Annotated in this window: 22 protein-coding genes; 5 read left to right on the forward strand and 17 right to left on the reverse strand. The window is 72.0% G+C overall.

Translation table 11 applies throughout. The features are described from left to right. Window positions 1–64: 64 nt before the first annotated feature. From FHS34_RS28365 to ureA, 4 genes are all read right to left on the reverse strand, one after another. Window positions 65–679 (reverse strand): TetR/AcrR family transcriptional regulator, encoded by a 615-nt coding sequence (locus FHS34_RS28365; RefSeq protein WP_184970499.1) that lies wholly within the window; start codon window positions 677–679, stop codon window positions 65–67. Window positions 680–935: 256 nt separating this feature from the next. Then, window positions 936–1,979 carry an agmatine deiminase family protein gene (locus FHS34_RS28370; RefSeq protein WP_184970501.1) on the reverse strand — a complete coding sequence of 348 codons (1,044 nt, stop codon included), beginning with the start codon at window positions 1,977–1,979 and terminating at the stop codon, window positions 936–938. A 16-nt stretch (window positions 1,980–1,995) separates the two neighbouring features. Beyond that, window positions 1,996–3,720, reverse strand: coding sequence for an urease subunit alpha (locus tag FHS34_RS28375; protein ID WP_184970503.1), 1,725 nt, complete (start codon window positions 3,718–3,720; stop codon window positions 1,996–1,998). Then, window positions 3,720–4,412, reverse strand: coding sequence for an urease subunit gamma (ureA, locus tag FHS34_RS28380; protein WP_184970505.1), 693 nt, complete (start codon window positions 4,410–4,412; stop codon window positions 3,720–3,722). The genes FHS34_RS28375 and ureA overlap by 1 nt, the downstream gene beginning before the upstream one ends. Window positions 4,413–4,556: 144 nt before the next feature. Here ureA and FHS34_RS28385 point away from each other — a divergent pair, with 144 nt between their 5' ends. Beyond that, window positions 4,557–6,029 carry a cytosine permease gene (locus FHS34_RS28385; RefSeq protein ID WP_184970506.1) on the forward strand — a complete coding sequence of 491 codons (1,473 nt, stop codon included), beginning with the start codon at window positions 4,557–4,559 and terminating at the stop codon, window positions 6,027–6,029. Here the strand turns inward: FHS34_RS28385 and FHS34_RS28390 are convergent. From FHS34_RS28390 to FHS34_RS28400, 4 genes are all read right to left on the reverse strand, one after another. Beyond that, window positions 6,026–7,114: a branched-chain amino acid aminotransferase gene (locus FHS34_RS28390; protein ID WP_184970508.1), complete on the reverse strand. Its 1,089-nt coding sequence runs from the start codon at window positions 7,112–7,114 to the stop codon at window positions 6,026–6,028. The genes FHS34_RS28385 and FHS34_RS28390 overlap by 4 nt on opposite strands. Window positions 7,115–7,354: 240 nt before the next feature. Then, window positions 7,355–8,398 (reverse strand): 3-isopropylmalate dehydrogenase, encoded by a 1,044-nt coding sequence (locus FHS34_RS28395; RefSeq protein ID WP_184970510.1) that lies wholly within the window; start codon window positions 8,396–8,398, stop codon window positions 7,355–7,357. 197 nt (window positions 8,399–8,595) lie between these two features. Next, window positions 8,596–8,727, reverse strand: coding sequence for a hypothetical protein (locus tag FHS34_RS43530; protein WP_263978439.1), 132 nt, complete (start codon window positions 8,725–8,727; stop codon window positions 8,596–8,598). 226 nt (window positions 8,728–8,953) lie between these two features. Continuing rightward, entirely contained in the window at window positions 8,954–9,868 is a 915-nt protein-coding gene (locus FHS34_RS28400) for a LysR family transcriptional regulator (protein WP_225817638.1), read from the reverse strand. Window positions 9,869–9,970: 102 nt separating this feature from the next. Here FHS34_RS28400 and FHS34_RS28405 point away from each other — a divergent pair, with 102 nt between their 5' ends. Further along, complete coding sequence (locus FHS34_RS28405; protein ID WP_184970514.1) at window positions 9,971–10,966, forward strand: NADP-dependent oxidoreductase; 996 nt, start codon at window positions 9,971–9,973, stop codon at window positions 10,964–10,966. 7 nt (window positions 10,967–10,973) lie between these two features. Here FHS34_RS28405 and FHS34_RS28410 read toward each other — a convergent pair whose 3' ends face one another. Continuing rightward, window positions 10,974–11,513: a GNAT family N-acetyltransferase gene (locus FHS34_RS28410; RefSeq protein ID WP_184970516.1), complete on the reverse strand. Its 540-nt coding sequence runs from the start codon at window positions 11,511–11,513 to the stop codon at window positions 10,974–10,976. Between the two features lie 84 nt (window positions 11,514–11,597). Between FHS34_RS28410 and FHS34_RS28415 the strand changes: the two genes are divergently transcribed. Next, entirely contained in the window at window positions 11,598–12,467 is an 870-nt protein-coding gene (locus FHS34_RS28415) for an alpha/beta fold hydrolase (RefSeq protein WP_184970518.1), read from the forward strand. A 90-nt stretch (window positions 12,468–12,557) separates the two neighbouring features. Here the strand turns inward: FHS34_RS28415 and pruA are convergent, their stop codons facing one another. Beyond that, window positions 12,558–14,189 (reverse strand): L-glutamate gamma-semialdehyde dehydrogenase, encoded by a 1,632-nt coding sequence (pruA, locus tag FHS34_RS28420; protein ID WP_184970519.1) that lies wholly within the window; start codon window positions 14,187–14,189, stop codon window positions 12,558–12,560. 38 nt (window positions 14,190–14,227) lie between these two features. Next, window positions 14,228–15,154, reverse strand: a complete 927-nt coding sequence (locus tag FHS34_RS28425) for a proline dehydrogenase family protein (protein WP_184970521.1) — start codon at window positions 15,152–15,154, stop codon at window positions 14,228–14,230. Window positions 15,155–15,336: 182 nt separating this feature from the next. On the opposite strand from FHS34_RS28425, the gene FHS34_RS28430 reads away from it, so the two are divergent. After that, window positions 15,337–16,599 (forward strand): PucR family transcriptional regulator, encoded by a 1,263-nt coding sequence (locus FHS34_RS28430; RefSeq protein ID WP_184970523.1) that lies wholly within the window; start codon window positions 15,337–15,339, stop codon window positions 16,597–16,599. Window positions 16,600–16,611: 12 nt separating this feature from the next. Here FHS34_RS28430 and FHS34_RS28435 read toward each other — a convergent pair whose 3' ends face one another. Together FHS34_RS28435 and FHS34_RS28440 are read right to left on the reverse strand one after the other, a co-directional pair. Then, window positions 16,612–18,369, reverse strand: coding sequence for an FAD-dependent monooxygenase (locus tag FHS34_RS28435; RefSeq protein WP_225817637.1), 1,758 nt, complete (start codon window positions 18,367–18,369; stop codon window positions 16,612–16,614). A gap of 104 nt (window positions 18,370–18,473) precedes the next feature. Beyond that, window positions 18,474–19,058, reverse strand: coding sequence for a TetR/AcrR family transcriptional regulator (locus tag FHS34_RS28440; RefSeq protein ID WP_184970525.1), 585 nt, complete (start codon window positions 19,056–19,058; stop codon window positions 18,474–18,476). Window positions 19,059–19,154: 96 nt separating this feature from the next. Between FHS34_RS28440 and FHS34_RS28445 the strand changes: the two genes are divergently transcribed. Then, on the forward strand, window positions 19,155–20,696 hold the full coding sequence (locus FHS34_RS28445) for an MFS transporter (RefSeq protein WP_184970527.1): 1,542 nt from the start codon (window positions 19,155–19,157) through the stop codon (window positions 20,694–20,696). Window positions 20,697–20,852: 156 nt separating this feature from the next. Here the strand turns inward: FHS34_RS28445 and serA are convergent, their stop codons facing one another. The 4 genes from serA to FHS34_RS28465 form a co-directional block, all read right to left on the reverse strand. Next, a complete protein-coding gene (serA, locus tag FHS34_RS28450) occupies window positions 20,853–22,442 on the reverse strand; it encodes a phosphoglycerate dehydrogenase (protein WP_184970529.1) in 1,590 nt (529 codons plus the stop codon). A gap of 228 nt (window positions 22,443–22,670) precedes the next feature. Beyond that, complete coding sequence (gene ilvC / locus FHS34_RS28455; RefSeq protein WP_184970531.1) at window positions 22,671–23,669, reverse strand: ketol-acid reductoisomerase; 999 nt, start codon at window positions 23,667–23,669, stop codon at window positions 22,671–22,673. Window positions 23,670–23,789: 120 nt separating this feature from the next. After that, entirely contained in the window at window positions 23,790–24,314 is a 525-nt protein-coding gene (gene ilvN / locus FHS34_RS28460; protein ID WP_184970539.1) for an acetolactate synthase small subunit, read from the reverse strand. Between the two features lie 20 nt (window positions 24,315–24,334). Beyond that, entirely contained in the window at window positions 24,335–26,188 is a 1,854-nt protein-coding gene (locus tag FHS34_RS28465; RefSeq protein ID WP_184970541.1) for an acetolactate synthase large subunit, read from the reverse strand. Window positions 26,189–26,319: the final 131 nt, after the last annotated feature.

Here is a 26,319-nt window from a genome sequence, read left to right on the forward strand (position 1 = left end):
GCGGGAGCGTCCCGGCCGGTCGCGCTTACGTGGCGGAGCCGCACATCGATGCCGGCCCGCGTCCCTACGGAGTCACAGTGAGCCCTTGCTCGATGAACTCCCTCACGTGCTCTATGACTTGCTCACGGTCGGTACCGCGCAGCCCGATGGCGACGTGGATGGAGAACCCGTCCAGCAGTGCCCGCAGCCGCGCCGCGAAGCGGTCCGCGTCCACGCTGCGGAACTCGCCGCGGGACACGCCCTCGGCGATCAGCGCGACCAGGTCGCGGTGCCAGGCCCCCTCGATCGCGGCCTGCCGGGCGCGGGCGTCGTCGTCGGCGTTCTGCGAGCGGTTCCAGACCTCCAGCCACAGCGTCCAGTGCGGGTCGCGGTGGCCGTCGGGCACGTACAGGTCGACATAGGCGGACAGGCGCTCGCGGGCGGTTCCGGGGCCGGTGAGGAGCCGGCCCCGCTCCGCGCCGAGGCGGCCCTCGCTCCACTCCAGGGTCCGCAGCAGCAGCTCGTCCTTGGAGCGGAAGTAGTACAGCAGGTGGCCGCTGCTCATGCCGACCTCACGGCCCAGCCCCGCCATGGTGAGCTTCTCCAGCCCCCGCTCGGCGATCATGTCCATGGCCGCGGCGAGGACGTCCTCGCGGGGCGGGGCCGGGGTGCGGCGACGGGGGGACGGTGTCTCGGTCATGCCCGCACCCTCCGCGGAGGATCCGCCACGACGGCGTCCGGCCGGTGCGGCGCGCGGCCGCCGTGCGGCACCGCTGCCGCGCGGGCGCCGCGCGGCAGCGGTGCCGGGGGGCGCCGCCGTCCGTGCGGGCCGGGCCGCCCGTGCCGGCCGGGGGCCCCGGGCATCTCGTCGGGACGCCGGACCGGCCCGGTGAGCCGGTGGGCGCGCGCGGCGCAGAGCAGTACATCCACGCGTATGTTCTACCTGACCGCCCTCGTCACCGGGTCTTCGGCTGCTGCTGCGTGATGCAGTGGATGCCGCCGCCGCCCGCGAAGATCGTCCGCGCGTCCACCAGGGTCACCGTCCGCTCGGGGAACAGGCGGCGGAAGATGCCGGCGGCGATCTCGTCGCGCGGGTCGTCGAAGCCGCAGAGCACGACGCCGCCGTTGCAGATGTAGTGGTTGATGTAGGAGTAGTCGGCCCAGTGGCCGTCGGCCTCCAGGACGGTCGGGGCGGGTACCTCGACGACCTCCAGCTTGCGGCCCCGGGCGTCGGTCGCCGACTTCAGCAGGCCGATGACCTCCTTGGTGACCTCGTGGTCGGGGTGCGCCGGGTCCGGCTGGTGGTGGGCGACCACGACGCCCGGGCGGGCGAAGGCGGCCACGATGTCGACATGGCCGAGGGTGCCGAAGCCGTAGGGCGGGTAGTCGCCGGTGAGGCCGCGCGGCAGCCAGATCGCCTTGCTGGTGCCGAGGTGGGCGTGTATCTCGGCCTCGACCTCCTCGCGGGACCAGTGCGGGTTGCGCTCGGGGCCCAGCTGCACGGTCTCGGTGAGCAGGACGGTGCCCTCGCCGTCGACGTGGATCGCGCCGCCCTCGTTGACCAGCTTCGAGGCGTACGTCTTCGCGCCCGCGAGGTCGGAGACGTACGCGCCGATCTTCGAGTCGTGCTCCCAGCGGGCCCAGTCCTGGGCGCCCCAGCCGTTGAAGGTCCAGTCGACGGCGGCCAGTTCGCCCTTGTCGCCGGTGAGGAAGGTGGGGCCGATGTCCCGCATCCAGGCGTCGTCCAGCTCGCGCTCGACCGTCTCGGCTCCCGGGCCGAGCAGGGCCTGCGCCTCGGCCGACTGGCCGGGGCCGCACACGACGGTCACGGGCTCGAAGCGGAGGACGGCGCGGGCCACCGAGGCCCAGGCCATGCGGGAGAGGCGGAGGTCGTCCGGGTCGTCGAAGGTGGGGTTGGGGCTGGGCCAGGCCATCCAGGTGCGCTCGTGCGGGGTCCACTCGGCAGGCATGCGGAAGCCGTCGGCGGCAGGCGTGGTCATGTGCGTTCCCAAGTCTTCAGAGGAAGTAGAGGCGGTTGAGGGAGACGGAGTCGGCCGGCTCGGAGCGCAGCGGGTCGCCGTCGAGGGTGACCAGACCGGTGCGCTGGTCGACGTCGACGGCTCCGACACGGGCGTTCAGCCGCAGGTCGGCGGGCCCGATCCCGCGGGTGCCGCGCACGGCGACCCGGCGCCGGCGGGTGGGCATGGTGTCGTTGCCCTGGTCGACGGCGGCCCGGGCGACGAAGGCGACGGAGATGTCCGCGGCCGTGGCGCCGTAGGAGCCGAACTGCGGGCCGAGGACGAGCGGTTCGCAGGCGTCGGTGGCCGCGTTGGGGTCGCCGACCACGCCGTACGCCGGGAAACCGGCCTTGAGGACGAGCTGCGGTTTGGCGCCGAAGTACTCGGGGCGCCACAGCACGATGTCGGCGAGCTTGCCGGCCTCGATCGAGCCGACCTCGTGGGCGAGGCCGTGCGCGAGGGCCGGGTTGATGGTCAGCTTGGCCATGTAGCGCAGGACGCGGGCGTTGTCGTCGCCCTCGCCGTCGCCCTCCATCGGGCCCAGCTCGGCCTTCATCTTGCCGGCCATGGCGAAGGTGCGGCGCACGGTCTCCCCGGCGCGGCCCATGCCCTGGGCGTCGGAGGAGGTGATGCCGATCGCGCCCAGGTCGTGCAGCACGTCCTCGGCGCCCATCGTGCCGGCCCGGATCCGGTCGCGGGCCATGGCCGCGTCGCCGGGCAGGTCGGGCTTGAGGTCGTGGACGGAGACGATCATGCCGTAGTGCTCGGCGACCGCGTCCCGGCCGAAGGGCAGGGTGGGGTTGGTGGAGGAGCCGATGACGTTCGGTACGCCGGCCATCTTCAGCACATTGGGCACGTGTCCGCCGCCGCAGCCCTCGATGTGGAAGGCGTGGATGGTGCGGCCCTGAAGCACCCTCAGGGTGTCCTCGACCGACAGGCACTCGTTCAGGCCGTCGCTGTGCAGGGCCACCTGGACGTCGTGCTCCTCGGCGACCCGCAGCGCGGTGTCCAGGGCGCGGGTGTGGGCGCCCATGTCCTCGTGCACCTTGAAGCCGCTGGCGCCGCCCTCGGCGAGCGCCTCGATCAGCGGTGCGTCGTGGGAGGACGAACCCCGGCCCAGGAAGCCGATGTTGACCGGCCAGGCGTCGAAGGCGTTGAAGGCGTGGCGCAGCGCCCAGGGCGAGTTGACGCCGACGCCCCACACCGGGCCGAACTCCTGCCCGATGATCGTGGTGACGCCGGAGGCGAGGGACGCCTCCATGATGCGCGGCGACAGCAGGTGGACGTGCGTGTCCACGGCACCGGCGGTGGCGATGAGCCCCTCGCCGGACACGATGGACGTACCCGTGCCGACGACCACGTCGACGCCGTCGAGGGTGTCCGGGTTGCCGGCCCGCCCGATCGCACAGATGCGGCCCTCGCGGATGCCGATGGACACCTTGCGGATGCCCTGCACCGCGTCGATCACGACGACGTTGCTGATCACGACGTCACAGGTGTCGCGGACGGCGGCGGCCTTCAGGTGCAGTCCGTCACGGGCGGTCTTGCCGAAGCCGGCCAGGAACTCGTCGCCGTACCTCTGGGCGTCGGACTCGACGCGGATGGTCAGTCCGGAGTCGCCGAGGCGGACGCGGTCGCCGGCGCGGGGGCCGTGGGTGGCCGCGTAGGCGTGCGGGTCGACATGGATCGCCCGGCTCACCTCTCGTCCCTTCGAGCGGCTCATCACCGGCCTCCTTCCGTCGTGACACCGAGATATCCGCAGGCGGCGGCCCTGCGCAGGGCCTCCTCCCGCGCTCCGGGCGCGTCCAGCGGCCCGTCGACCAGTCCGGCGAAGCCGATCGCGATCCGCTCGCCGCCCACGGGGACGAGCCCGACCTCCTCGCTCTCGCCCGGCCCGAAGCGGACCGAGGAGCCGGCGGGTACGGCGAGCCGCATGCCGTAGGCGGCCGCGCGGTCGAAGTCGAGGCGCGGGTTGGCCTCGAAGAAGTGGAAGTGGGAGGTGACGGAGACCGGCACGGCCGCGGTGTTGGTGACGCGGAGCCGGACGGCCGGCTCGGGGTCGGCGTGCCCGGGGCCGGGGAGGAGCGCGCCCGGCGCCCGCTCGCCGAGGCTGCCGCCGATGGGGTCGGAGACGACCGCGAGCCGGGAGCCGTCGTCGAAGACGGCCTCGACCATCACCTCGCTGACGACGTCGGCGACGCCCGGCAGCACGTCCTCGGGTCCGAGCACGGAGCGGGCGGCCTCGATGGCCTCGGCGAGCCGCCTGCCGTCCCGGGCGGCCTCACAGACGGTGTCCGCGATCAGCGCGGTGGCCTCCGGCACGTTGAGCCGGAGGCCGCGCGCCCGGCGGGCCCGGGCCAGCTCGGCGGCTCCGAAGAGCAGCAGCCGGTCACGTTCCGTTGGGGTCAGTCTCACGACGCGGCACCTCCTTGTCCTCCACGGGTTAGAGCATCACTCTAAACACAGAATTCATGAAACAGAAGCATTGACCGGGGCCGACGGTTCACGTCACATTGAACGTCGCTCTAAACCAGTGGCGGCCGTCGAAGGAGACCAGCCATGCCGATCGAACAGCGCGGAGTCGACACCATCCCGGACGAGGAGCGGACCAGCGGTCCGCGTGATCTCGTGTCGATCCTCCTCGGCTCCAACCTCTGCCTAGGCGTGATCATCTTCGGCTGGCTGCCGCCGTCCTTCGGGCTCGGCTGGTGGGCGTCGGTGAGCGCCGTCGTGGCGGGCACGGTGATCGGCACGCTGTTCACGGCCCCGCTCGCGCTGGTCTCCCTGCGCACCGCGACCAACCTGTCCACCTCCTCCGGCGCCCAGTTCGGGGTGCGCGGGCGGCTGGTCGGCTCGGTCGTCGGGCTGCTGCTCGCCCTCGGCTACACCGCGCTGACCGTGTGGATCGGCGGGGACGTGATGCTGATGGTCCTCGGCCGGCTCTTCGGGGTGCCGGCGAACGGGCTGTCGTACGCCCTCGTCTACGGGGTGCTCGCCGCGGCGACCGTCACGGGCGCGGTCTACGGCTACCGCGTCCTGCTCGCGATGTCCCGGGTGCTGGCCGTCGGCATGACGGCCCTGCTGCTGCTCGGCGTCCTCGCCTACGCCCCGCACTTCACCACCGCCGCGCTGCCGGACGCGGGCGGCTATCTGCTGGGCTCCTTCTGGCCCACCTGGTTCCTGGCGGCGGTGGCGGCGGGACTGTCCGGGCCCATCGCCTTCATCACCCTGCTCGGCGACTACACCCGCTACATCTCCCCCGCCCGGCACTCCGGCCGCCGCGTCCTGCACGCCACCTGGCTCGGCCTGGTCCTGGGGCTGCTGGTGCCGCAGCTGTTCGGCACCTTCACGGCGTACGCGGCCCACGCGGCCGTCGACTACGCGGGGCCGCTGGTCGCGGCCTCGCCCGCCTGGTACCTGGTGCCGCTGCTGCTGGCCGCCACGGCCGGCTCGGTCGGCAACGCGGGTCTGATGCTGTACTCGATGGGCCTGGACCTGGACGCGATCCTGCCCCGCGCCTCCCGCGCCCGAGCCACCAGCACGGTCGCGGTCGTGGCCACCGCCTGCGTCTTCGCCGGCCACTACGCCTGGAACGCGCAGTCGGCGATGACGTCCTTCGTGCTCCTGCTCACCGCCATCGGCACCCCGTGGGCGGTCGTCACCCTCATCGGCTTCGTCCGCTGTCGCGGCACGTACGACGCCGACGCCCTGCAGGTCTTCAACCGCCGCTCGCGGGGCGGGATCTACTGGTACCGGTCCGGCTGGAACGTCCGGGCCACCGCGTCCTGGGCGGCCGGCGCGCTCGTCGGCCTGCTGGCGGTCTCCCTGCCGTCGTACGAGGGCCCCCTGCTGCGCCTGACCGGCGGGGTGGACTGCAGCTTCCTGCTGTCGGGGCTGGTCGGCGGGCTGGTGTACCTGCTGCTGACGCCGGCCGGACAGCGCGCCGAAGGGGCGCCGGGAACTGCGCGGCCGCTCTCCACGGACCCGCGGACGCCCGACGCCCCTTCCAGGCAGTTCGAACCGCGCGGTTAGCCGACCTTGTGCATCCAGCCGTGCTTGTCCTCGGTCATGCCGCGCTGGATGCCGAGCAGGGCCTCGCGCAGCCGCTGGGTGACCGGGCCGGGCGTGCCGTCGCCGTGGGTCCACTGGTCCGATTTGGTCTTGGCGTGGCCGATCGGGGTGACCACGGCCGCCGTACCGCAGGCGAAGACCTCGGTCAGCGCACCGGACGCCGCGTCCGCACGCCACTGCTCCAGCGTGACCACGCCCTCCTCGGCGGTGTAGCCGAGGTCGCGGGCGACCTGGAGCAGGGAGTCGCGGGTGATGCCCTCCAGGATGGAGCCGGTGAGCGACGGGGTGACGATCCGGTCGCCGTACACGAAGGCGACGTTCATGCTGCCGCTCTCCTCCACCTTGGTGCGGGTGACCGCGTCGAGGTAGACGACCTGGTCGCAGCCGTGCGCGGCGGCCTCGGCCTGCGGCAGCAGGGAGGCGGCGTAGTTGCCGCCGGTCTTGGCGTCGCCGGTGCCGCCCGGGACCGCGCGGACGTGGTCCTCGGAGACCCAGATGGTGACCGGCTTCACACCGCCGGAGAAGTAGGCGCCGGACGGGGAGGCGATCAGCATGAACAGGTACTCGTTCGCCGGGTGGACGCCGAGCGCGGCCTCCGTGGCGAACATGAACGGCCGCAGGTAGAGGGACGCCTCGCCGCCGTGCGGCGGAACCCAGTCGGCGTCCTGGGTGAGCAGCGCGTCCAGGGCGTCGATGAACAGCTCCTCGGGCAGCTCGGCCATGGCCATGCGGCGGGCGGAGTTGCGGAAGCGACGCGCGTTGGCCTCGGGGCGGAACAGCGCGATCGAACCGTCGGGCTGACGGTAGGCCTTCAGGCCCTCGAAGATCTCCTGGCCGTAGTGCAGGACGTGGGTCGAGGGGTCCAGGGAGATGGGGCCGTACGGAACGAGCTGCGCGTCGTGCCAGCCGCGGCCCTCGGTCCACTTGATCGTCACCATGTGGTCGGTGAAGTGGCGGCCGAACCCCGGGTCAGCCAGAATCGCCTCGCGCTCGGCGGCGGCGAGCGGGCTGGCGGAGGGCTTGAGCTCGATCGTGGGCGTCGTCATCAGTGGTTGTCCTTCACCGGTTGTAGTGACGGGCCGCGGTCACGCCTGTACTGCCGGTCGTCGGTGCTAGGACGTCCGAGCATTCCCTCATATCGCGGCTCCGCGTTCGATTATCGCGCGGCGGCGGTAGCGGACGGAAACAGGGTGAAGCGGTCCAGGGTTGATGGTGGCACCCGGCAAGGCACAGGAAAAGCCGCCGGGTGCGGTTGCGACCCGGCGGCTGGGTGGTAGCGCGGCGGGTCAGCCGGCTACGCGTACGGCGAGCGCGTCGCCGATCTCGGAGGTGGAGCGGGCGGGCTTGCCGGCACGCTCGGTGAGGTCGGCGGTGACCGCCGCATCGATGCGGTCGGCCTCGCTGTCGTAGCCGAGGTGGCGCAGCAGCAGGGCGACGGACAGGACGGTGGCCGTGGGGTCGGCCTTGCCCTGGCCTGCGATGTCCGGGGCCGAGCCATGGACCGGCTCGAACATGGACGGGAACTCGCGGCCGGGGTTGATGTTGCCGGACGCGGCCACCCCGATGCCGCCGGAGACGGCCGCGGCGAGGTCGGTGATGATGTCGCCGAAGAGGTTGTCGGTGACGATGACGTCGAACCGGCCGGGGTCGGTGACCAGGTAGATCGTCGCCGCGTCGACGTGGATGTAGTCGGTGGTGACCTCGGGGAACTCCTCGGCCACCTTGTTGAAGATGTTCGTCCACAGGTGGCCGGCGAAGGTCAGCACGTTGTTCTTGTGGACCAGCGTCAGCTTCTTGCGGGGGCGGGCCTGGGCGCGGGCGAAGGCGTCGCGGACCACGCGCTCGACACCGAAGGCGGTGTTGACGGACACCTCGGTGGCGACCTCGTGCTCGGTGCCCTTGCGGATCGTGCCGCCGTTGCCGGTGTACGGGCCCTCGGTGCCCTCGCGGACGACGACGAAGTCGATCTCCGGCTGGCCGGCGAGCGGGGTGGCGACACCCGGGAGCAGCTTCGACGGGCGCAGGTTGACGTGGTGGTCGAAGGCGAAGCGGAGCTTGAGCAGGAAGCCGCGCTCCAGGACGCCGGAGGGCACCGACGGGTCGCCGATCGCGCCGAGCAGGATGGCGTCGTGCCGCTTGAGCTGCTCCAGGTCGCCGTCGGTGAGGGTCTCACCGGTGGCGTGGTAGCGCCGGGCGCCGAAGTCGAACTCCTTGGTCTCCAGCTTCACATCCTGCGGCAGGACGGCGGAGAGGACCTTGAGACCCTCGGCCACGACCTCCTGGCCGATGCCGTCACCGGGGATCACTGCGAGATTGATGCTGCGAGACATGTCGGCACCCTACTCCTCGTCCCATGGGATGACACGCACTGTCCGTCATGCGGACACCCGGACGGGTCGCGGGCGTCCGTCCGCCGGCTCATGTTCACCCGTGCGTGGGAGGGGTGCCGGACTTCGGCCCGGGAGCGGTGCGGCGGTGCGGGCCGCGCCGCATCCCGTGCGGCGCGGCGTCCGGCGGGCCGTCCGGCTCAGTGACCGGTCTCGCCGCCGTTGTCCCGGCGGTCCAGGGCGCGCTGGAGGGCGGCGGCGGCGTTCTTGCGGTCGGACTCGCCGGCGCGGGTCGCGTGGCGGACTCGGCGGCGGACGGTCGTCTCGGCCATGGGAATCGACTCCTTCGGCATGAACGCGGAGCGCGGCGGTTTGAGGGGTGCGAGACGCCGGAGGGGCGGGGAGCGTCGGGCGCAGGGGTTACCTGCACAGGGCCCGGCTCACGACCGCCATTCGCTGGATCGAGCGAGACGTTCGGCTCCTCCCAAGCTAAGGGAGCGGCCCGCGTCTGTCTGCCCAATTACTCGGACTTCCTACTATCTGAGACGGCGGGCTGGATCACACCGCCCTGAGCTGGGCTTTCGCGCGTTCGGGGGTACTCCGGCCGAGGGACCGCAGGATGCGGATCAGGGCCCGTACGGCGCTGGTGGCGGCCAGTTCCGGTGTGGTCGCGTACCCGATGGACCGGTACGGCCGTCCCGGCCCGAGGTCGGTGATCTCCACCGCGGGCGGGGCTGCGGCGAGGGAGAGCGCGGGCATGATCGCCATGCCGAGTCCGCTGCCCACCATCGCCAGCACGGCTCCGTCGTCCTCGGCGGTGACGGTCGCCGCCGGGATCCAGTCCTGGGCGGCCCACCAGTCGCGGGTGTAGGAGCCGCAGTTCTCCGTCCAGTCGACGAGCGGCAGCGTCCGGGGGGCCGGGTTCCCGGCCGGGTGCACCAGGGAGTACGGCTCCTCCAGCAGCACCCCGCCGATCAGTCCGGCGGGCAGGGCCGGGGTGTCGCCGAAGGTGGCGATGCCGAGGTCGGCCCGTCCGGCGGCGACCTCGCCCGCGGTGCCGGGCCCGACTTCCCGTACGACGGCGACGGTCACCTCGACGCCCGGGTGCAGGGCGGCCAGCCGCTCCAGGGCCGGCGGCAGCAGATGGAGGGCCGCGCTGCGGAACGCGGCGATCCGCAGCCGGCCCGCGATCTCGCCGGTGTCCGCGCCCCGGACGTCGGCCGCCATCGCCTCCAGCATGCGCAGCACGCGCCGGGCGTGGGCCGCCGCGCGCTCCCCGGCGGGGGTCGGCCGGGCACCGAACCGGCCGCGCTCGAACAGCACCGCGCCCAGCTTGCGTTCGATGCCGCGGACGGCGTGGGAGACCGCGGACTGGGTGGCCCCGAGCCGTACGGCGGCGCTGGAGAAACCGCCCTCGTCGGCCACGGCGACGAGGACACGCAGCTCCTGAGGGGCGAGGTCGGCAGCTGCCACGAGGGTCTCCCACCTGCATCTATGCGGCCGGTTCATGGGCCGGCGCGTTCCATGAACCCAACCCTCTGCCCGCCGCGCGCATTCCTGCCTACGGTCACTGCCATGACCGAGACCGCGCTCACCGTGCACCAGACCGCCCGCCCCGCCGGCTTCCCGACGGCCGGCCACTTCCGCTTCGCCGAGTCCCCGGTCCCGGAGCCGGCCCCGGGCACCGTCCTGGTGGAGAACCTGTACTGGTCGGTGGACCCGTACCACCGGGAGATGATGGACGGGGACTTCGAGCTGGACGCCCCGCTGGAGGGCCGCACGCTGGGCCGGGTGGTGGACTCCCGCAGCCCGTCCCTGGCCGAGGGACAGATCGTCCTGCACCGACAGGGCTGGCGCACCCACGCGGTGGTACGCCCGGAGGAGATCCGCCGGATCCCGTCCCATCCGGGCGTCCCGCTCTCGGCGTACCTGAGCGTGCTCGGCGGCACGGGCCTGACCGCGTACGTCGCCCTGACCCGGATCGCCCGGCTGCGCGAGGGCGAGGACCTGTTCGTCTCGGGCGCGGCGGGCGGGGTCGGCACGGCGACCGGCCGGTTCGCGCGGCTGCTCGGCGCGGGCCGGCTGATCGGCAGCACCGGCACGCCCGGGAAGGCGGCGTACCTAAGGGACCACGTCGGTTACGACGCCGCCTTCGACTACCGCACCGGTCCGGTCGCGGACCTCCTCGCCGAGGCCGCGCCCACCGGTCTGGACGTCTTCGTCGACAACGTCGGCGGCGACCATCTCGGCGCGGCGATCGGCGCGCTGCGGACGCGCGGCCGGGTGGTACGGGTCGGCACGATCGGGCAGTACAACACCCCGGAGGCGCCCCCGGTGCTGTTCGACCACGCCGACGTGGTGGAGAAGAGCCTGCGCATCGAGGGCTTCCTGGTGAGCGACTACCAGGACGCCCAGGAGGAGCTGTACGACTTCGCGGTGCCGCACCTGCGCAGCGGGGCGCTGGCCGCCGACGAGACCGTGATCGACGGGTTCGAGCGGATCGTGGAGGCGTTCCTGCTGATGCTGCGCGGCGGCAACACCGGCAAGATCCTGGTCCGCGCCGGTTCCTGACCCGTCCTCAGGTGACGTCCCCGTCCCGCCAGTCGAAGACCAGCTCGCCGGCCGGGTCGAGCGGTCCGGCGAGCCCGGGCCGCAGATACACGCCCCCCTCCTCGTCCGGCAGCCGGACGATCCCGTCCGGCGAGAGGGCGTGCACCTGTCCGGGCCACCGCTGCCACCCCCGGGCCTCGTACAGCAGGGCTCCGTCCTCACTGGCGGACAGCGCGCCGAGGTCGTAGGCGCGTCCGATCACCCGCTCCAGCTCGGCCGTCACCCGCCCGCCGAGTCCGGTGCGCCGCACGTCGGCGCGGACGGCGACGGCCTCCACGTACCCGGTGCGCAGCCAGCGCCCCCGGTGCCGCAGCCGGCGCATCACGACCGCACCGTGCGCGGCGAGGCCCGCCTCGTCATGGACGAGCGCGTGCAGGCCGCCCAGCCCGTGCTCCCAGTCCTCGTCGGAGAGGTCCCCGTCGAAAGCGGCGTCCAACAGGGCGCGGACGGCGCGGAGTTCGGATGCTTCGAGGTCGGCGGTGTGGGCGAGCCGGAGGCGAGGGGTCATGCCGTCCAGTGTCGCACCCACCCGCCGCATCTAACTGTTAAAACTCTCTTGACCGGTTAGGGGTGGGTGTGCTGGACTGCCGTCATGCCCACGCACCAGGTCCACCACCGCAACCTGACCGTCCGCGGCCTCGACGTGCACTACCGCGAGGCCGGCCCCGCCGACGCCCCGGTCCTGCTGCTCCTGCACGGCTTCCCGAGCAGCTCGCACATGTTCCGCGACCTGATCCCGCTCCTCGCCGACCGGTACCGGGTGATCGCCCCGGACCACATCGGCTTCGGCCGCTCGGCGATGCCGGACCCCTCCGCGTTCCCGTACACCTTCGACGAACTGGCCTCGGTCACCGACGAGTTCACGCAGCTGCTGGGGCTGGAGCGGTACGCCCTCTACATCCAGGACTACGGCGCCCCGATCGGTCTGCGCCTCGCCCTAGCCCATCCCGGCCGCGTGACCGCGATCGTCACGCAGAACGGCAACGCCTACGAGGAGGGGCTCGGCGCCGAGGCCTGGGCGCCGGTGCTGGCACTGATCGAGAAGCGGACGCCCGAGACCGAGGCGCCGGTACGGGAGATCTACTCCCCTGACGGCATCAAGTGGCAGTACCTGCACGGGGTCCAGGACCCGACCCTGGTCAGCCCGGACGCCTACGAGCACGACACCGCCCGGATCGCGCGGCCCGGCCAGGCGGAGATCCAGCTCGACCTGATCTCCGACTACGGCGCCAACTTCGCGCTGTACCCGGCCTTCCACGCCTACTTCCGCGAGAGCCGGGTCCCGCTGCTCGCGGTGTGGGGCGCGCACGACGAGATCTTCGTGCCGGAGGGGGCGCTGGCCTTCCGGCGGGACCTCCCGGAGGCCGAGATCCACCTCCTGCCCACCGGCCACTTCGCCCTGGAGACCCACGCGGACCAGATCGCCGGGCTGATGCGGGAGTTCCTCGGCCGGAACCTCTGACCCGACGGCGGGCGGGGAAGCCCCCGGGCATGGAAACGGGCCGGGAAGCCTGCTCGTGGCAGTCCTCCCGGCCCGAGATCGCGGGGCTGGTCAGCCCATGTGCGGGTACCCGTAGTCGGTCGGCGCGACCAGGGTCTCCTTGATGGCGCGGGTCAGCGTCCAGCGCATCAGGTTCTGCGGGGCGCCGGCCTTGTCGTTGGTGCCGGAGGCCCGGCCGCCGCCGAAGGGCTGCTGGCCGACGACGGCACCGGTCGACTTGTCGTTGATGTAGAAGTTGCCCGCGGCGTAGCGGAGCTTCTCCATCGTGTACGCGGCGGCCGCGCGGTCGTTCGAGATGACCGAACCGGTGAGCGCGTAGTCCGAGACCGACTCCATCTGGGTCAGCATCTCGTCGTACTGGTCGTCCTCGTAGACGTACACGGCGAGGAACGGGCCGAAGTACTCGGTGGTGAAGACCTCGTTCTCCGGGTCGGTGCACTCGACGACGGTCGGGCGGACGAAGTAGCCGACCGAGTCGTCGTAGGTGCCGCCGGCCACAATCGTGCAGGTCGGGTCCTGCTTGGCGCGGTCGATCGCGGCCTTGTTCTTGGCGAACGAGCGGTCGTCGATCACGGCGCCGATGAAGTTCGACAGATCGGTGACGTCACCCATGGTGAGGTAGTCGACCTCGGCCGCGAACTCCTCCTTGAAGCCCGAGTTCCAGATGGAGGCCGGGATGTAGGCGCGGGAGGTGGCCGAGCACTTCTGGCCCTGGTACTCGAAGGCACCGCGGGTCAGGGCGGTCTTCAGCACGGCGCGGTCGGCGCTCGGGTGGGCGACCAGGAAGTCCTTGCCGCCGGTCTCGCCGACCAGGCGCGGGTAGGAGCGGTACTTCTCGATGTTGTTGCCGACCGTCTTCCACAGGTGCTGGAAGGTCTTGGTCGAGCCGGTGAAGTGGATGCCCGCGAGGTCGCGGTGCTCGAGGGCGACCTTGGAGACCTCGATGCCGTCACCGGTGACGAGGTTGATGACGCCCTTGGGCAGGCCCGCCTCCTCCAGCAGCTGCATGAGCAGGACGGCCGCGTGGGTCTGGGTCGGGGACGGCTTCCAGACCACCACGTTGCCCATCAGGGCGGGGGCGGTGGGCAGGTTGGCCGCGATCGCCGAGAAGTTGAACGGCGTGATCGCGTAGACGAAGCCCTCCAGCGGGCGGTGGTCCATGCGGTTCCACACGCCCGGGGAGTTCGCCGGGGGCTGCTCGGCCAGGATCTGGCGGGCGTAGTGGACGTTGAAGCGCCAGAAGTCGACCAGCTCACAGGGGCTGTCGATCTCCGCCTGCTGGGCGGTCTTCGACTGGCCGAGCATGGTGGAGGCGGCGATGGTCTCGCGCCACGGGCCGGACAGCAGCTCGGCGGCGCGCAGGATGATCGCCGCGCGGTCGTCGAAGGACATGGCGCGCCAGGCCGGGGCGGCGGCGAGGGCCGCGTCCACGGCGTCCTGCGCGTCCTGCTGGGTGGCGTGGCGGCCGGTGCCGATGACGGCCTTGTGGTTGTGCGGCTGGACGACCTGGAAGGTCTCGCCGCCGCCCATCCGCTTCTCGCCGCCGATGGTCATCGGCAGGTCGATCGGGTTCTCGGCCAGCTCCTTGAGCTTGACCTCCAGGCGGGCGCGCTCGGGCGAGCCGGGGGCGTAGCCGTGCACCGGCTCGTTGACGGGGGTGGGGACCTGGGTCACAGCGTCCATGAGATCCTTGACTCCTTGTACGTGAGCGGGTGTTCGGGTCAGCCCTTGGTGATCATGCTGCGGACGAAGAACCGCAGGTTGGCCGGCTTTTCCGCGAGACGGCGCATGAAGTAGCCGTACCAGTCCGTGCCGTACGCGGTGTAGACGCGCATGCGGTGGCCCTCGGCGGCCAGCCGCAGGTGCTCGTCGCCGCGGATGCCGTACAGCATCTGGAACTCGTACTCGTCGAGCTTGCGGCCGGCCTTGTGGGCCAGCTCCTGGGCTATGGCGATCAGGCGCGGGTCGTGCGACCCGATCATCGGGTAGCCCTCGCCCTCCATCAGGGTCCTCAGGACACGCACATAGGCCTTGTCGATCTCGTGCTTCTGCTGGTAGGCGACCTCGGCGGGCTCCTTGTAGGCGCCCTTGACCAGACGCACGCGGCTGCCGGACTCCGCCAGGCGGCGGGCGTCGGCCTCGGTGCGGAACAGGTAGGCCTGGATGACGCAGCCGGTCCCCGGGAAGTCCTTCCGCAGCTCCTCGTGGATGGCGAACATCGAGTCCAGGGTGGTGTGGTCCTCGGCGTCCAGGGTGACCGTCGTACCGATGGCGGCGGCGGCCTCGACGACCGGCCGGACGTTCGCGAGGGCCAGCTCGTGGCCGCCCTCCAGCGCCTGCCCGAACATGGACAGCTTCACCGACATCTCGACCCGCTCGCCGAGCTCCAGCTCCTTGAGGTGGTCGATCAGCGCCAGGTAGGCGTCGCGGGCGTGGGTGGCCTGCTCGGGGGTGGTGATGTCCTCGCCGACGACGTCCATCGTCAGCTCCAGGCCCTTGTCCGTCAGATCCTTGACGATCGGGACGATGTCGGCCACGGTCTCGCCGGGGATGAAGCGGTCGACGACCTGCTTGGTCACCGGGGCCGCCGAGATCAGGCGTCGCATCCGGTCGCTGCGCGACGCGGCGAGAATCACGGGACCCAGCACGGGGCACCTCCACAGACAAGGACCAAAACGGCCGCCACCCGACGATTCGGGTACGGCACGGAGAACCACCGTGAAACCTAAGGATCTCTCCGATCCTGGGCCATCGACAGCTGTCACGCATCCGTGCCCGGGATCTCAGACAGATGTATGAAGGACGCCGGGAAATGGGGGAGAATGCCCGAGTGGCGGCGGAATACAAGGCGGACTACCAGGAGCTGGTGGACGAGATCTCGGAGCTGCTGGGCGTCCCGGCGACCCTGGAGAACCGCGACTTCGAGCTGATCGCCTTCGGCGCGTACGACAGCGACGACGAGCTGGACGCCTCCGCGCTGGACCCGGTGCGCACCCGCTCGATCCTGACCCGGCGCTCCACGGCGACGGTCCGGTCCTGGTTCGAGGGCTTCGGCATCACGCGCGCGACCGGCCCGGTGCGGATCCCGCCGAGCACGGAGGCCGGGGTCTACCGCGGCCGGATCTGTCTGCCGGTACGGCACCGGGGTGTCGTTCTCGGCTACGTCTGGCTCCTGGACGGCGATCCGGGGCCGACGGACGCGCAGCTGGCCGCCGCGATGGAGGTGGCGGGCCGGATCGGGGCGCTGCTCGCGGACGAGGCGGAGGCCGGGGCGGGGCTGAGCCGGGAGCTGCGGGCGGTGCTCACCGCGGAACGGGGCTGGCAGCGGGACATGGCGGTGGCCGACCTGCGCACCGCCCTCGGCCCCCGCGCCGACGGCCCCCTCACGCTGGTCTGTGTCGCCCCCTGGCCGTCGGCCGACCCGGACGACGCCCCCGCGGCCCGCACGATCCCCCACGCCGCGGCGCTGTGCACGCTGCCGTGGGGCGCGACGGGGCAGAGCCTGGCACTGCTGGTCCGGCTGCGGACCACGGAGACCGGCACGCCGGCACTGGCGGCGGCCGCGCGGCTGCTGAAGGAGGCCGAGGCGGCCCGCGGGGCGGCGGCCGGAACGGCGCGCGGGGCCGGGGCCCGGGTGGCGGCGGCGGTCGCCGCGGGATTCGCCTCCGACGTCCGGGCCGGCGCCTGCGCCGCGGGGGTCGGCGAGCCCCGCACGGGACTCGCCGAGCTGGACGCGGTCTGGCTGGAGGCGTCGGCCGCCGCGCGCGCCGCGCTGGCCGAGCCGCGGTTCGGGCCGATCGCCCAGTGGGCGCGGATCGGGCCGTACCGGCTGCTGACCGCACTTCCGCCGGAGGCCGCGCACGACCGCGTGGTCGGCCCGCTGCTCTCCCCCGCCCACCGGGAGCTGGCCCGGACGGCCGAGGTCTACCTCGACTGCGCGGGCCAGGCCGGCCGCACCGCCTCCGAGCTGGGCGTCCACCGCCAGACCCTGTACTACCGGCTGTCCCGGGTGGAGCAGCTGACCGGCCTCGACCTGGACGACGGGGAGGACCGGCTGCTGCTGCACATGGCGTTGAAGCGGGCGCGGCTGTGAGCGGCTCGCGGATCACGGCCGGGCGGCCCGCGAACCGGTGATCGCGGCGAGGGCGTGGCGGAGGCCGGCGGCGCCGGCCGGGCGCTCGGGCCAGCGGGCGCCGATGTGGCCGTCGGGGCGGACGAGCAGTGCGCCGCGCGGGCCGAGGCCCCAGCGGCGGGCGTGCTCGCCGGGCAGCCGCTCGACGCGCAGCGGCCAGGGGGCGCCGGGGTGTCGCGTCCAGCCGGCCGGGTCCGGGGTGAGCAGGGTGAACCACTCGCCGCAGGTGTCGAGGGTCGAGCGGCCGGGCGCGAGCCAGAGGTGCGGCATGCGCCGCCCCGGCTCGGCGGTGGGGACGTAGTCCGTGCCGCTGCCTGCCCCGGCCTCCGCGGAGCCGTCCGTGCCGGTGCCGGCCTCCGGGTCGGCGGCGCCGTCCGTGCCGCTGTCTGTTTCCGGGTCGGCGGCGGCGTACGTGCGGGTGCCGGCCTCCGGGGCTCCGGTGTCGCCCCTTCCGGTGTCCGGGCGCGGGTTTGTGGGGTCGTCCGTGCCGGTGTCCGTTTCCGGGGCCGTGGCCGGGTCGGGGTCGGGGAGGACGGCGGTGGAGCGGTAGGTGACGCCGAGTACGAGGCCGAGTTGCGCGAAGTACCGTTCCGACCAGGGCGTCTCCACGGCGTCCGAGTCCGCCGCACCGCTGCCGAGCTGTTCCCGGCGGCGGCTCTGCACGCGTCCCAGGAGGCGTGCGTTGGCGACCGCCTGACGGAGTGTCGCCCGGGCGACGGGCAGGCGTTCCGTTCCGTAGGTCTCCAGCAGGCCCGGTCCGGCCCAGCCGTGCAGCACTCCCGCCAGTTTCCAGCAGAGGTTGTGCACATCGGCGAGCCCCGCGTTCATGCCGAGCCCGCCGATGATCGGGACCGCGTGCGCGGCGTCACCGGCCAGCAGGGTCCGCCCGTGGCGGAAGCGGTCGGCGACGAACGCGTTCATCACCCAGTGCTGGACGCGCACCACCTCCGCCCGTACGCCGGCGTCCGGGCCGAGGGCGCGGGTGACGATGCCGGACCAGTCGGCGTGCGCGGCGTCTTCGGGCGTGGGGCCGAACCAGGCCCAGCCGCCCTCGGGGTAGAGCGGGGCGAAGGAGCCGTGCGCGGTGAAGTAGACGCCGGCCGGCTGCCGGGCGCACCAGCGGCCGAGGTCGGCGTCGAAGACGACGGTGGTGAAGCCGCCCAGCGCCCCCGGCCCGGTGGTGCCGATCCCCAGCAGCTGCCGGACCGTGGAGTTCGCCCCGTCGGCGGCGAGGACGTAACGGGCGCGGACGCGGCTCGCGGCGCCCTGCCCCCGCCCGTCGAGCAGGGCCACGACGCCGTCCGGCTCCTCGGTGAGGCCGACGACTTCCGCCCCGAACCGGACCGGCGCGTCCGCCGCGCCGAGCAGGGTGGGCTCCAGCCGGTCCTGCGAGGTGACCACGCCGGTCACGGGGCTCTCGGGCACCGGCGCACGGACCCCGGCCATCGCCGCCGTGGCGAAGTCACGGCCGTGCAGGGTGTCGCGGAAGCGGACCCGGCCGTACTCCGGCGCGAACGCGCGAGCGGTGATCCGGTCGGCGAGTCCGAGCCGGCGGTAGATCTCCATCGACCGCACGTTGACCAGCCGGGAGCGGGGGAAGGGCGACAACTCCGCGTGCCTCTCGACCAGCAGCGCCGGTACGCCCCAGCGTGCCAGCAGGGCCCGGGCGGTGAGCCCGACCGGCCCGCCGCCGACGATCAGCACCGGGGTCGAGGTCTCGGTCACGGCCATCGCGAACGGGGTTCCGGGAGCGGGGTCCGGCCCATGGGCTCACTCTTCCGCGCCCGGGGACCGGCCGCAACACGGGCCTTCCGGCGCCCGCGCGGAGGGCCGGGTCAGCTCTTCGCGGCTCCCCGCATCACCCGCCGCAGCCCCTCCGTGAGCTGCTCGGCGGTGCTCGCCGAGGCGGGGTCGAAGAGCCACTGGACCATGAGGCCGTTGAGCAGGGTCTGGTAGAGGCGGCCCTCGGTCTCGACCGCCTCCGGGTCGAGGTCGGCCTCCGGGACGCCGCCGAACAGGGCCGTGAGCCCCGCGCGGCCGTCCCGCTGCGCCTCGGCGAGCAGCTTGCGCACCTCCTCCAGGCGCTCGTCCTGGAACATCAGCTCGAAGCTCAGCAGCCAGATCGCCCGCGACTCGGGCACCGTGCGGATGATGCTGGCCCACACCTCCTCGAAGCGCTCCAGCGACCCGGGAGGCTGCGTGACCTGCCCGCCGAGCCCCGGGTCGAACCGCTCCCCCACGCCTTCGATCAACGCGATGTACGCCTGCACCAGGAGCTCGGCCTTCGACCCGTAGTGGTAGCCGATCGACGCCAGGTTGGTGCCCGACTCCTTGACGATGTCCCGCGCGGTCGTGCGCAGGAACCCCTTCTCCAGCAGGCAGCGCTTGGCGCCTTCGAGCAGATCCTCACGGTGTCCCATGCGGTCAGCCTACCCGGCGTCCATACAACTGTCCTAGACGAATGACTTATACATTCGTTCTAGACAAGCGTCTAAGACGTCCGTACAGTTCTCGGCATGGAGAACTCGACGAGCACCACCAACCCCGTCGGCGCCGGCAGCGCCGCCCCCGGCCGCGCCGGACGCCGCGAGTGGACCGCCATGGGCGTGCTGATGCTGCCGCTGCTGCTGGTCTCGATGGACGTCTCCGTCCTGTACTTCGCGGCCCCCGCGATCAGCGCGGACCTGCACCCGAGCGGCACCCAGCAGCTGTGGATCTTCGATGTCTACGGCTTCGTCCTGGCCGGCCTGCTGATGACCATGGGTTCGCTCGGCGACCGCATCGGCCGCCGCAGGCTGCTGCTCATGGGCGCCGCCGCCTTCGGCGGCGCCTCGCTCCTCGCGGCCTACGCCAATAGCGCCGAGACCCTGATCGCGGCCCGCGCGATCCTCGGCATCGGCGGCGCGACCCTGATGCCGTCCACGATGGCGCTGGTGCGCACGATGTTCACCGACCCCGCCCAGCGGGCGAAGGCGATCGGCCTGTGGTCCGGCGTGATGACCGGCGGCATCGCCCTCGGTTCGGTGATGAGCGGCGTCCTGGTCGAGCACTTCTGGTGGGGCTCGGTCTTCCTGGTCAACCTGCCCGCGATGGCGCTGCTGCTCGTCCTCGGCCCGGTGCTGCTGCCCGAGTCGAGGAACCCCGAGCCCGGCCGCTTCGACTGGCTGAGCGTCCCGCTGTCGCTGGCCGCCGTGCTCCCCGTGATCTACGGCCTGAAGGAGATCCCCACCGAGGGCTGGCACCCGCTGTACGTCGTCTCGGTCGCCGTCGGTCTGCTCTTCGCGGCGCTGTTCGTCCGCCGGCAGCGCACCAGCGCCTCGCCGCTGATCCCGCCGGCCCTGCTGAAGGGCCACGGCTTCGCCCCGGCGCTGGTCCTGAACCTCGTCGCCGCGCTCGCCATGCTGGGCTCGGCCATCTTCACCACGCAGTACCTGCAGTCGGTCCTCGGCAAGACCCCGCTGGCGGCCGCCCTGTGGAGCCTGCTGCCCTCCGTGTTCATCGGTTTCGCCGGTCCGGTCACCGCACTGCTCGTCCAGCGGGGCGTCAACCGCGGGTACGTCGTCGCCGGCGGCTTCGTCGCCATGGCGGCCGGCTACTCGACGCTCACCCTCATCGGCACCGACTCGCTGTGGCTGGTGCTGGCCGGGGCCGGCGTCCTCGCCTGCGGCATGGTCGCGATCACGTCCCAGCTGGTCGACCTGGCCATGAGCAGCGCACCGGTGGAGCGGGCGGGCACGGCCTCCTCCCTGCTGGAGACCAGCACCGAGTTCGGCGGCGCCCTCGGCATGGCCGTCCTCGGCTCCATCGGTACGGCGGTCTACCGCCACGAGATGCCGTCCACCGCTCCGGCCGAGGCCCGCGAGACCCTGGGCGACGCCCTCTTCACGGCCGCGCACCTGCCCGGCGGGGCCGGTGAGTCCCTGGTCGCCTCCGCCCGGGAGGCGTTCACCAGCGGCTTCCAGGCCGCGGCGATCGCCGGAGCGGTGCTGACGGCGCTGGCGGCGGTGGGCGCGGCGGTGACGCTGCGGAAGGTCGAGATCCGGGAGGACGAGAACTAGGACCGAGAAGCGGGACCGGGAAGCGGGACCGGGAAGCGGGACAGCGGCAGAACGCCGGACAGGCTGAGATCTCTCAGCCTGTCCGGCGTTCGTGCGTACGGGCCCGGGCGAGGGCCCGAAGCGGATCCGGCGGCGGCAGCCCCCGGAGCCGCGTCGTCAGACCAGGTTCACCGAGCGGGCGGACGTCGCGCCGATCTCGGAGGCGACCTCGGCCAGTACACCGGCGGCCACCGTGTCGTCGACGGTCAGCACCGCCAGCGCCTCGCCGCCCGCCGCCGCGCGGGCGACCTGCATGCCGGCGATGTTGAGACCCGCCTCGCCGAGGATGCGGCCGACGGTGCCGACGACACCCGGACGGTCCTCGTAGCGCAGCACGACCATGTGGTCGGCGAGCGCGAGGTCGACGTCGTAGTCGCCGACCGCGACGATCTTCTGCACGTGCTTCGGGCCGGCCAGCGTGCCGGAGACCGACACCTCCTCGCCGTCGCCCAGCGTGCCGCGCACGGTCACCACGTTGCGGTGGTCGGCCGACTCCGAGCTGGTGGTCAGCCGGACCTCGACGCCGCGCTCCTGCGCGAACAGCGGGGCGTTGACGTACGACACCGTCTCGTCGACGACGTCCTCGAAGACACCCTTGAGCGCGGACAGCTCCAGCACCTTCACGTCGTGCTGGGTGATCTCGCCGTAGACCTCGACGTCGAGGCGGACCGCGACCTCACCGGCGAGCGCGGTGAAGATGCGGCCGAGGCGCTCGGCGAGCGGCAGGCCCGGCTTGACGTCCTCGGCGATGACACCGCCCTGGACGTTGACGGCGTCCGGCACCAGCTCGCCGGCGAGGGCGAGGCGGACGGAGCGGGCGACGGCGATGCCGGCCTTCTCCTGGGCCTCGTCCGTCGACGCGCCCAGGTGCGGGGTGCACACGACCTGGTCCAGCTCGAAGAGCGGGGAGTCGGTGCAGGGCTCCTTGGCGTACACGTCGAGGCCGGCGCCGGCGACCCGGCCCTCCTTCAGCGCCGCGTACAGCGCCGCCTCGTCGACGATTCCGCCGCGGGCCGCGTTGACGATGCGCACGCTCGGCTTGACCTTGCGCAGCGCCTCGTCGCCGATCAGGCCGAGGGTCTCGGGGGTCTTGGGCAGATGGACGGTGATGAAGTCGGAGACCTCCAGCAGCTCGTCCAGCGACAGCACCTTGACGCCCATCTGCGCGGCCCGCGCGGGCTGCACGTAGGGGTCGTAGGCCACGACCTTCATGCCGAAGGCGGACATGCGCTGCGCGACCAGGGCGCCGATGCGGCCGAGGCCCACGACACCGAGGGTCTTCTCGGCCAGCTCGACGCCGGTGTACTTGCTGCGCTTCCACTCGGCGTTCTTCAGCGCGGCGTTGGCCTGCGGGATGTTGCGGGCGGTGGCGAGCAGGAGACCGCAGGCCAGCTCGGCGGCGGTCACGATGTTGGAGGTCGGGGCGTTGACGACCATCACGCCTGCCTTGGTGGCGGCGGAGACGTCGACGTTGTCCAGGCCGACACCGGCCCGGGCGACGACCTTGAGCTTGTTCGCGGCGGCGACGGCCTCGGCGTCGACCTTGGTGGCCGAGCGGATCAGGATCGCGTCCACATCGGCGATGGCCGGGATCAGCTCGGAGCGGTCCGCTCCGTTGCAGTGCCGGATCTCGAAGTCCGGACCAAGTGCGTCGACGGTGGCAGGCGACAGCTCTTCAGCGATGAGTACGACAGGTTTCGAGCTCACGTGAGTCCTCACAGGTGCGATGCGGACGGCCGTCCCGACGGCCGCAGGCGGAGGAGGGGGGCTAGCCGCGGAAGACGCACGACGCTGTGGGCCTGACGCGTGTTGTGCAGCAGTCTAGTGGCGTTGCGGGGGCCGTATTGCGCCTCCGCGGAAGGATCACCCGTCCGGGGCTGGACGGGGTGGACAACAGGGGCCGGAGCGATCCGCCCCGGCCCCTGTCCGCGAGGCTTACGCCTCCTCGTCGACCCAGCTCATCAGCTTGCGCAGCTGCTTGCCGGTGGTCTCCAGCAGGTGCTCGGAGTCCTGCTGCTTGTACTCGTTGTACTTCTTCAGACCGCCGTGGTACTCGTCCATCCAGGTCTGGGCGAAGGTGCCGTCCTGGATCTCGGCGAGGACCTGCTTCATCTCGGCCTTGGTGGCGTCGGTGATGATGCGCGGGCCGGTGACGTAGTCGCCCCACTCGGCGGTCTCGGAGACGGACCAGCGCATCTTCTCCAGGCCGCCCTCATACATGAGGTCGACGATCAGCTTCAGCTCGTGCAGGCACTCGAAGTAGGCGATCTCCGGCTGGTAGCCGGCCTCGACCAGGGTCTCGAAGCCGGCCTTGACCAGGGCGGAGGTGCCGCCGCACAGCACGGCCTGCTCGCCGAACAGGTCGGTCTCGGTCTCCTCGGTGAAGGTCGTCTTGATGACGCCGGCGCGGGTGCCGCCGATGGCCTTGGCGTACGACAGGGCCAGCGGGAAGGCGTTGCCGGTGGCGTCCTGCTCGACCGCGGCGATCGCGGGGACGCCACGGCCCTCCTCGTACTGGCGGCGCACCAGGTGACCGGGGCCCTTGGGGGCGACCAGGGCGACGTCGACGCCTGCCGGGGCCTTGATGAAGCCGAAGCGGACGTTGAAGCCGTGCGCGAAGAACAGCGCGTCGCCGTCGTTCAGGTTCGGGGCGATCGACTCCTCGTAGACCTGGGCCTGGATCGGGTCCGGGATGAGGATCATGATGACGTCGGCCTCGGTGGCGGCCTCGGCCGGGGTCACCACGCGCAGGCCCTGCTCCTCGGCCTTGGCCTTGGACTTGGAGCCCTCGTGCAGACCGACACGCACGTCGACACCCGAGTCGCGCAGCGACAGCGCGTGGGCGTGGCCCTGGCTGCCGTATCCGATGACCGCGACCTTGCGGCCCTGGATGATGGACAGGTCGGCGTCGGCGTCGTAGAACAGCTCGGCCACTTTGGGTTCTCTCCTTGGTGTGCAGATGGTGCGTCCCACCGTATGACGGTGAGGGGGAAGGAAGATTCAGGATCTCGGCATACGGGCGGCCGGGGATTCACCGACCGCCCGTATCCAGCCTTACGCGGATCGGTCGAGCGCGCGCAGCGAGCGGTCCGTGATGGAACGGGCGCCGCGGCCGATCGCGATCGTGCCGGACTGCACCAGCTCCTTGATGCCGTACGGCTCCAGCATCTTGAGCATGGCGGACAGCTTGTCGCTGGACCCGGTGGCCTCGATGGTGACGGCCTCCGGGGAGACGTCGACGGTCTTGGCGCGGAACAGCTGGACGATCTCCACGATCTGGGAGCGGGTCTCGTTGTCGGCGCGGACCTTCACCAGAACGAGTTCGCGCTGCACGGCCTGACCGGGCTCCAGCTCGACGATCTTCAGCACGTTGACGAGCTTGTTGAGCTGCTTGGTCACCTGCTCCAGCGGCAGGTCCTCCACGCCCACCACGATGGTGATGCGGGAGATGTCGGGGTGCTCGGTGACACCGACCGCGAGCGAGTCGATGTTGAAGCCGCGGCGGGAGAAGAGGGCGGCGATCCGGGCCAGGATGCCCGGCGTGTTCTCCACCAGGACGGAGAGCGTGTGCTTGGACATTTCTCGTTCGTCTCTCTCGCTCAGTCGTCTTCGTTGTCGCCGAAGTCGGGGCGGACGTCCCGGGCAGCCATGATCTCGTCGTTGGAGGTGCCGGCGGCGACCATCGGCCACACCATCGCGTCCTCGTGGACGATGAAGTCGACGACGACCGGGCGGTCGTTGATGGAGTTCGCCTCCTGGATGACCTTGTCCAGGTCCTCCGGGCGCTCGCAGCGGATCGCGTGGCAGCCCATGGCCTCCGACAGCTTCACGAAGTCGGGGACGCGGGTGCCGGCGCTCGGCTGCTTGCCGTCGGCCTCCGGACCGCTGTGCAGCACGGTGTTGGAGTAGCGCTGGTTGTAGAAGAGGGTCTGCCACTGGCGGACCATCCCGAGGGCGCCGTTGTTGATGATGGCGACCTTGATCGGGATGTTGTTCAGGGCGCAGGTGGTCAGTTCCTGGTTGGTCATCTGGAAGCAGCCGTCGCCGTCGACCGCCCAGACGGTGCGGTCCGGCTGCCCCGCCTTGGCACCCATGGCGGCCGGGACCGCGTAGCCCATCGTTCCGGCGCCGCCGGAGTTCAGCCAGGTGGCGGGCTGCTCGTACTGGATGAAGTGCGCGGACCACATCTGGTGCTGGCCGACACCGGCCGCGAAGATCGTGCCCTCGGGGGCGAGCTGCCCGATCCGCTCGATGACCGCTTGCGGGGACAGGGAGCCGTCCTCGGGCTGGTCGTAGCCGAGCGGGTAGGTGTCGCGCCAGCGGCTCAGATCGCTCCACCAGGCGGTGTAGTCGCCCTTGTGGCCCTCGCTGTGCTCCTTCTGCACCGCCTGGACCAGGTCGGCGATGACCTCGCGGGCGTCGCCGACGATCGGCACGTCGGCGGCGCGGTTCTTGCCGATCTCGGCCGGGTCGATGTCGGCGTGGACGATCTTGGCGTACGGGGCGAAGCTGTCCAGCTTGCCGGTGACACGGTCGTCGAAGCGGGCTCCGAGGGCGACGATCAGGTCGGCCTTCTGCAGCGCGGTGACGGCGGTGACCGCACCGTGCATGCCCGGCATTCCCACGTGCAGCGGGTGGCTGTCGGGGAACGCGCCGAGCGCCATCAGGGTGGTGGTGACGGGCGCTCCGGTGAGTTCGGCGAGGACCTTGAGCTCGGCGGTGGCCTGCGCCTTGATGACGCCGCCGCCGACGTAGAGGACCGGCCGCCGGGCGGAGGTGATCAGCTTGGCCGCCTCGCGGATCTGCTTGGCGTGCGGCTTGGTCACCGGGCGGTAGCCGGGCAGGTCCATGGTGGGCGGCCAGGTGAAGGTGGTCTTCGCCTGGAGGGCGTCCTTGGCGATGTCGACCAGGACCGGGCCCGGGCGTCCGGTGGAGGCGATGTGGAACGCCTGCGCGATGACCCGCGGGATGTCCTCGGCCTTGGTGACGAGGAAGTTGTGCTTCGTGATCGGCATGGTGATGCCGACGATGTCCGCCTCCTGGAAGGCGTCCGTGCCGATCGACTTGGAGGCGACCTGGCCGGTGATGGCGACCAGCGGCACGGAGTCCATGTGCGCGTCGGCGATCGGCGTGACCAGGTTGGTGGCGCCGGGGCCGCTCGTCGCCATGCAGACGCCGACCTTGCCGGTGGCCTGCGCGTAACCCGTGGCCGCGTGGCCGGCGCCCTGCTCGTGGCGGACCAGGACGTGGCGCACCCGGGTGGAGTCCATCAGCGGGTCGTACGCCGGCAGGATCGCGCCGCCGGGAATGCCGAACACCGTGTCCGCGCCGACCTCCTCGAGGGAGCGGATCAGGGACTGCGCGCCCGTGACGTGCTCGACGGGGGCGGACTGCTGTCCTCCGGAACGGGGCCGCGGCTGCGGATGGTGGGCCCCGGTGGCCTGCTCGGTCATCGGCATTCTCTTCTCGATGCTGAGGGTTTTTGCGAGGTTTGGGCGGAGTTCGAGCGCTGCACGAAAGGCACTCGTGCAACAAAAAACCCCTCGTGCCGCAAGGCAAGCGAGGGGAGCGCGCCGGGATGGTC

Source organism: Streptomyces echinatus (genome assembly GCF_014203595.1).
GTDB lineage: Bacteria > Actinomycetota > Actinomycetes > Streptomycetales > Streptomycetaceae > Streptomyces > Streptomyces echinatus.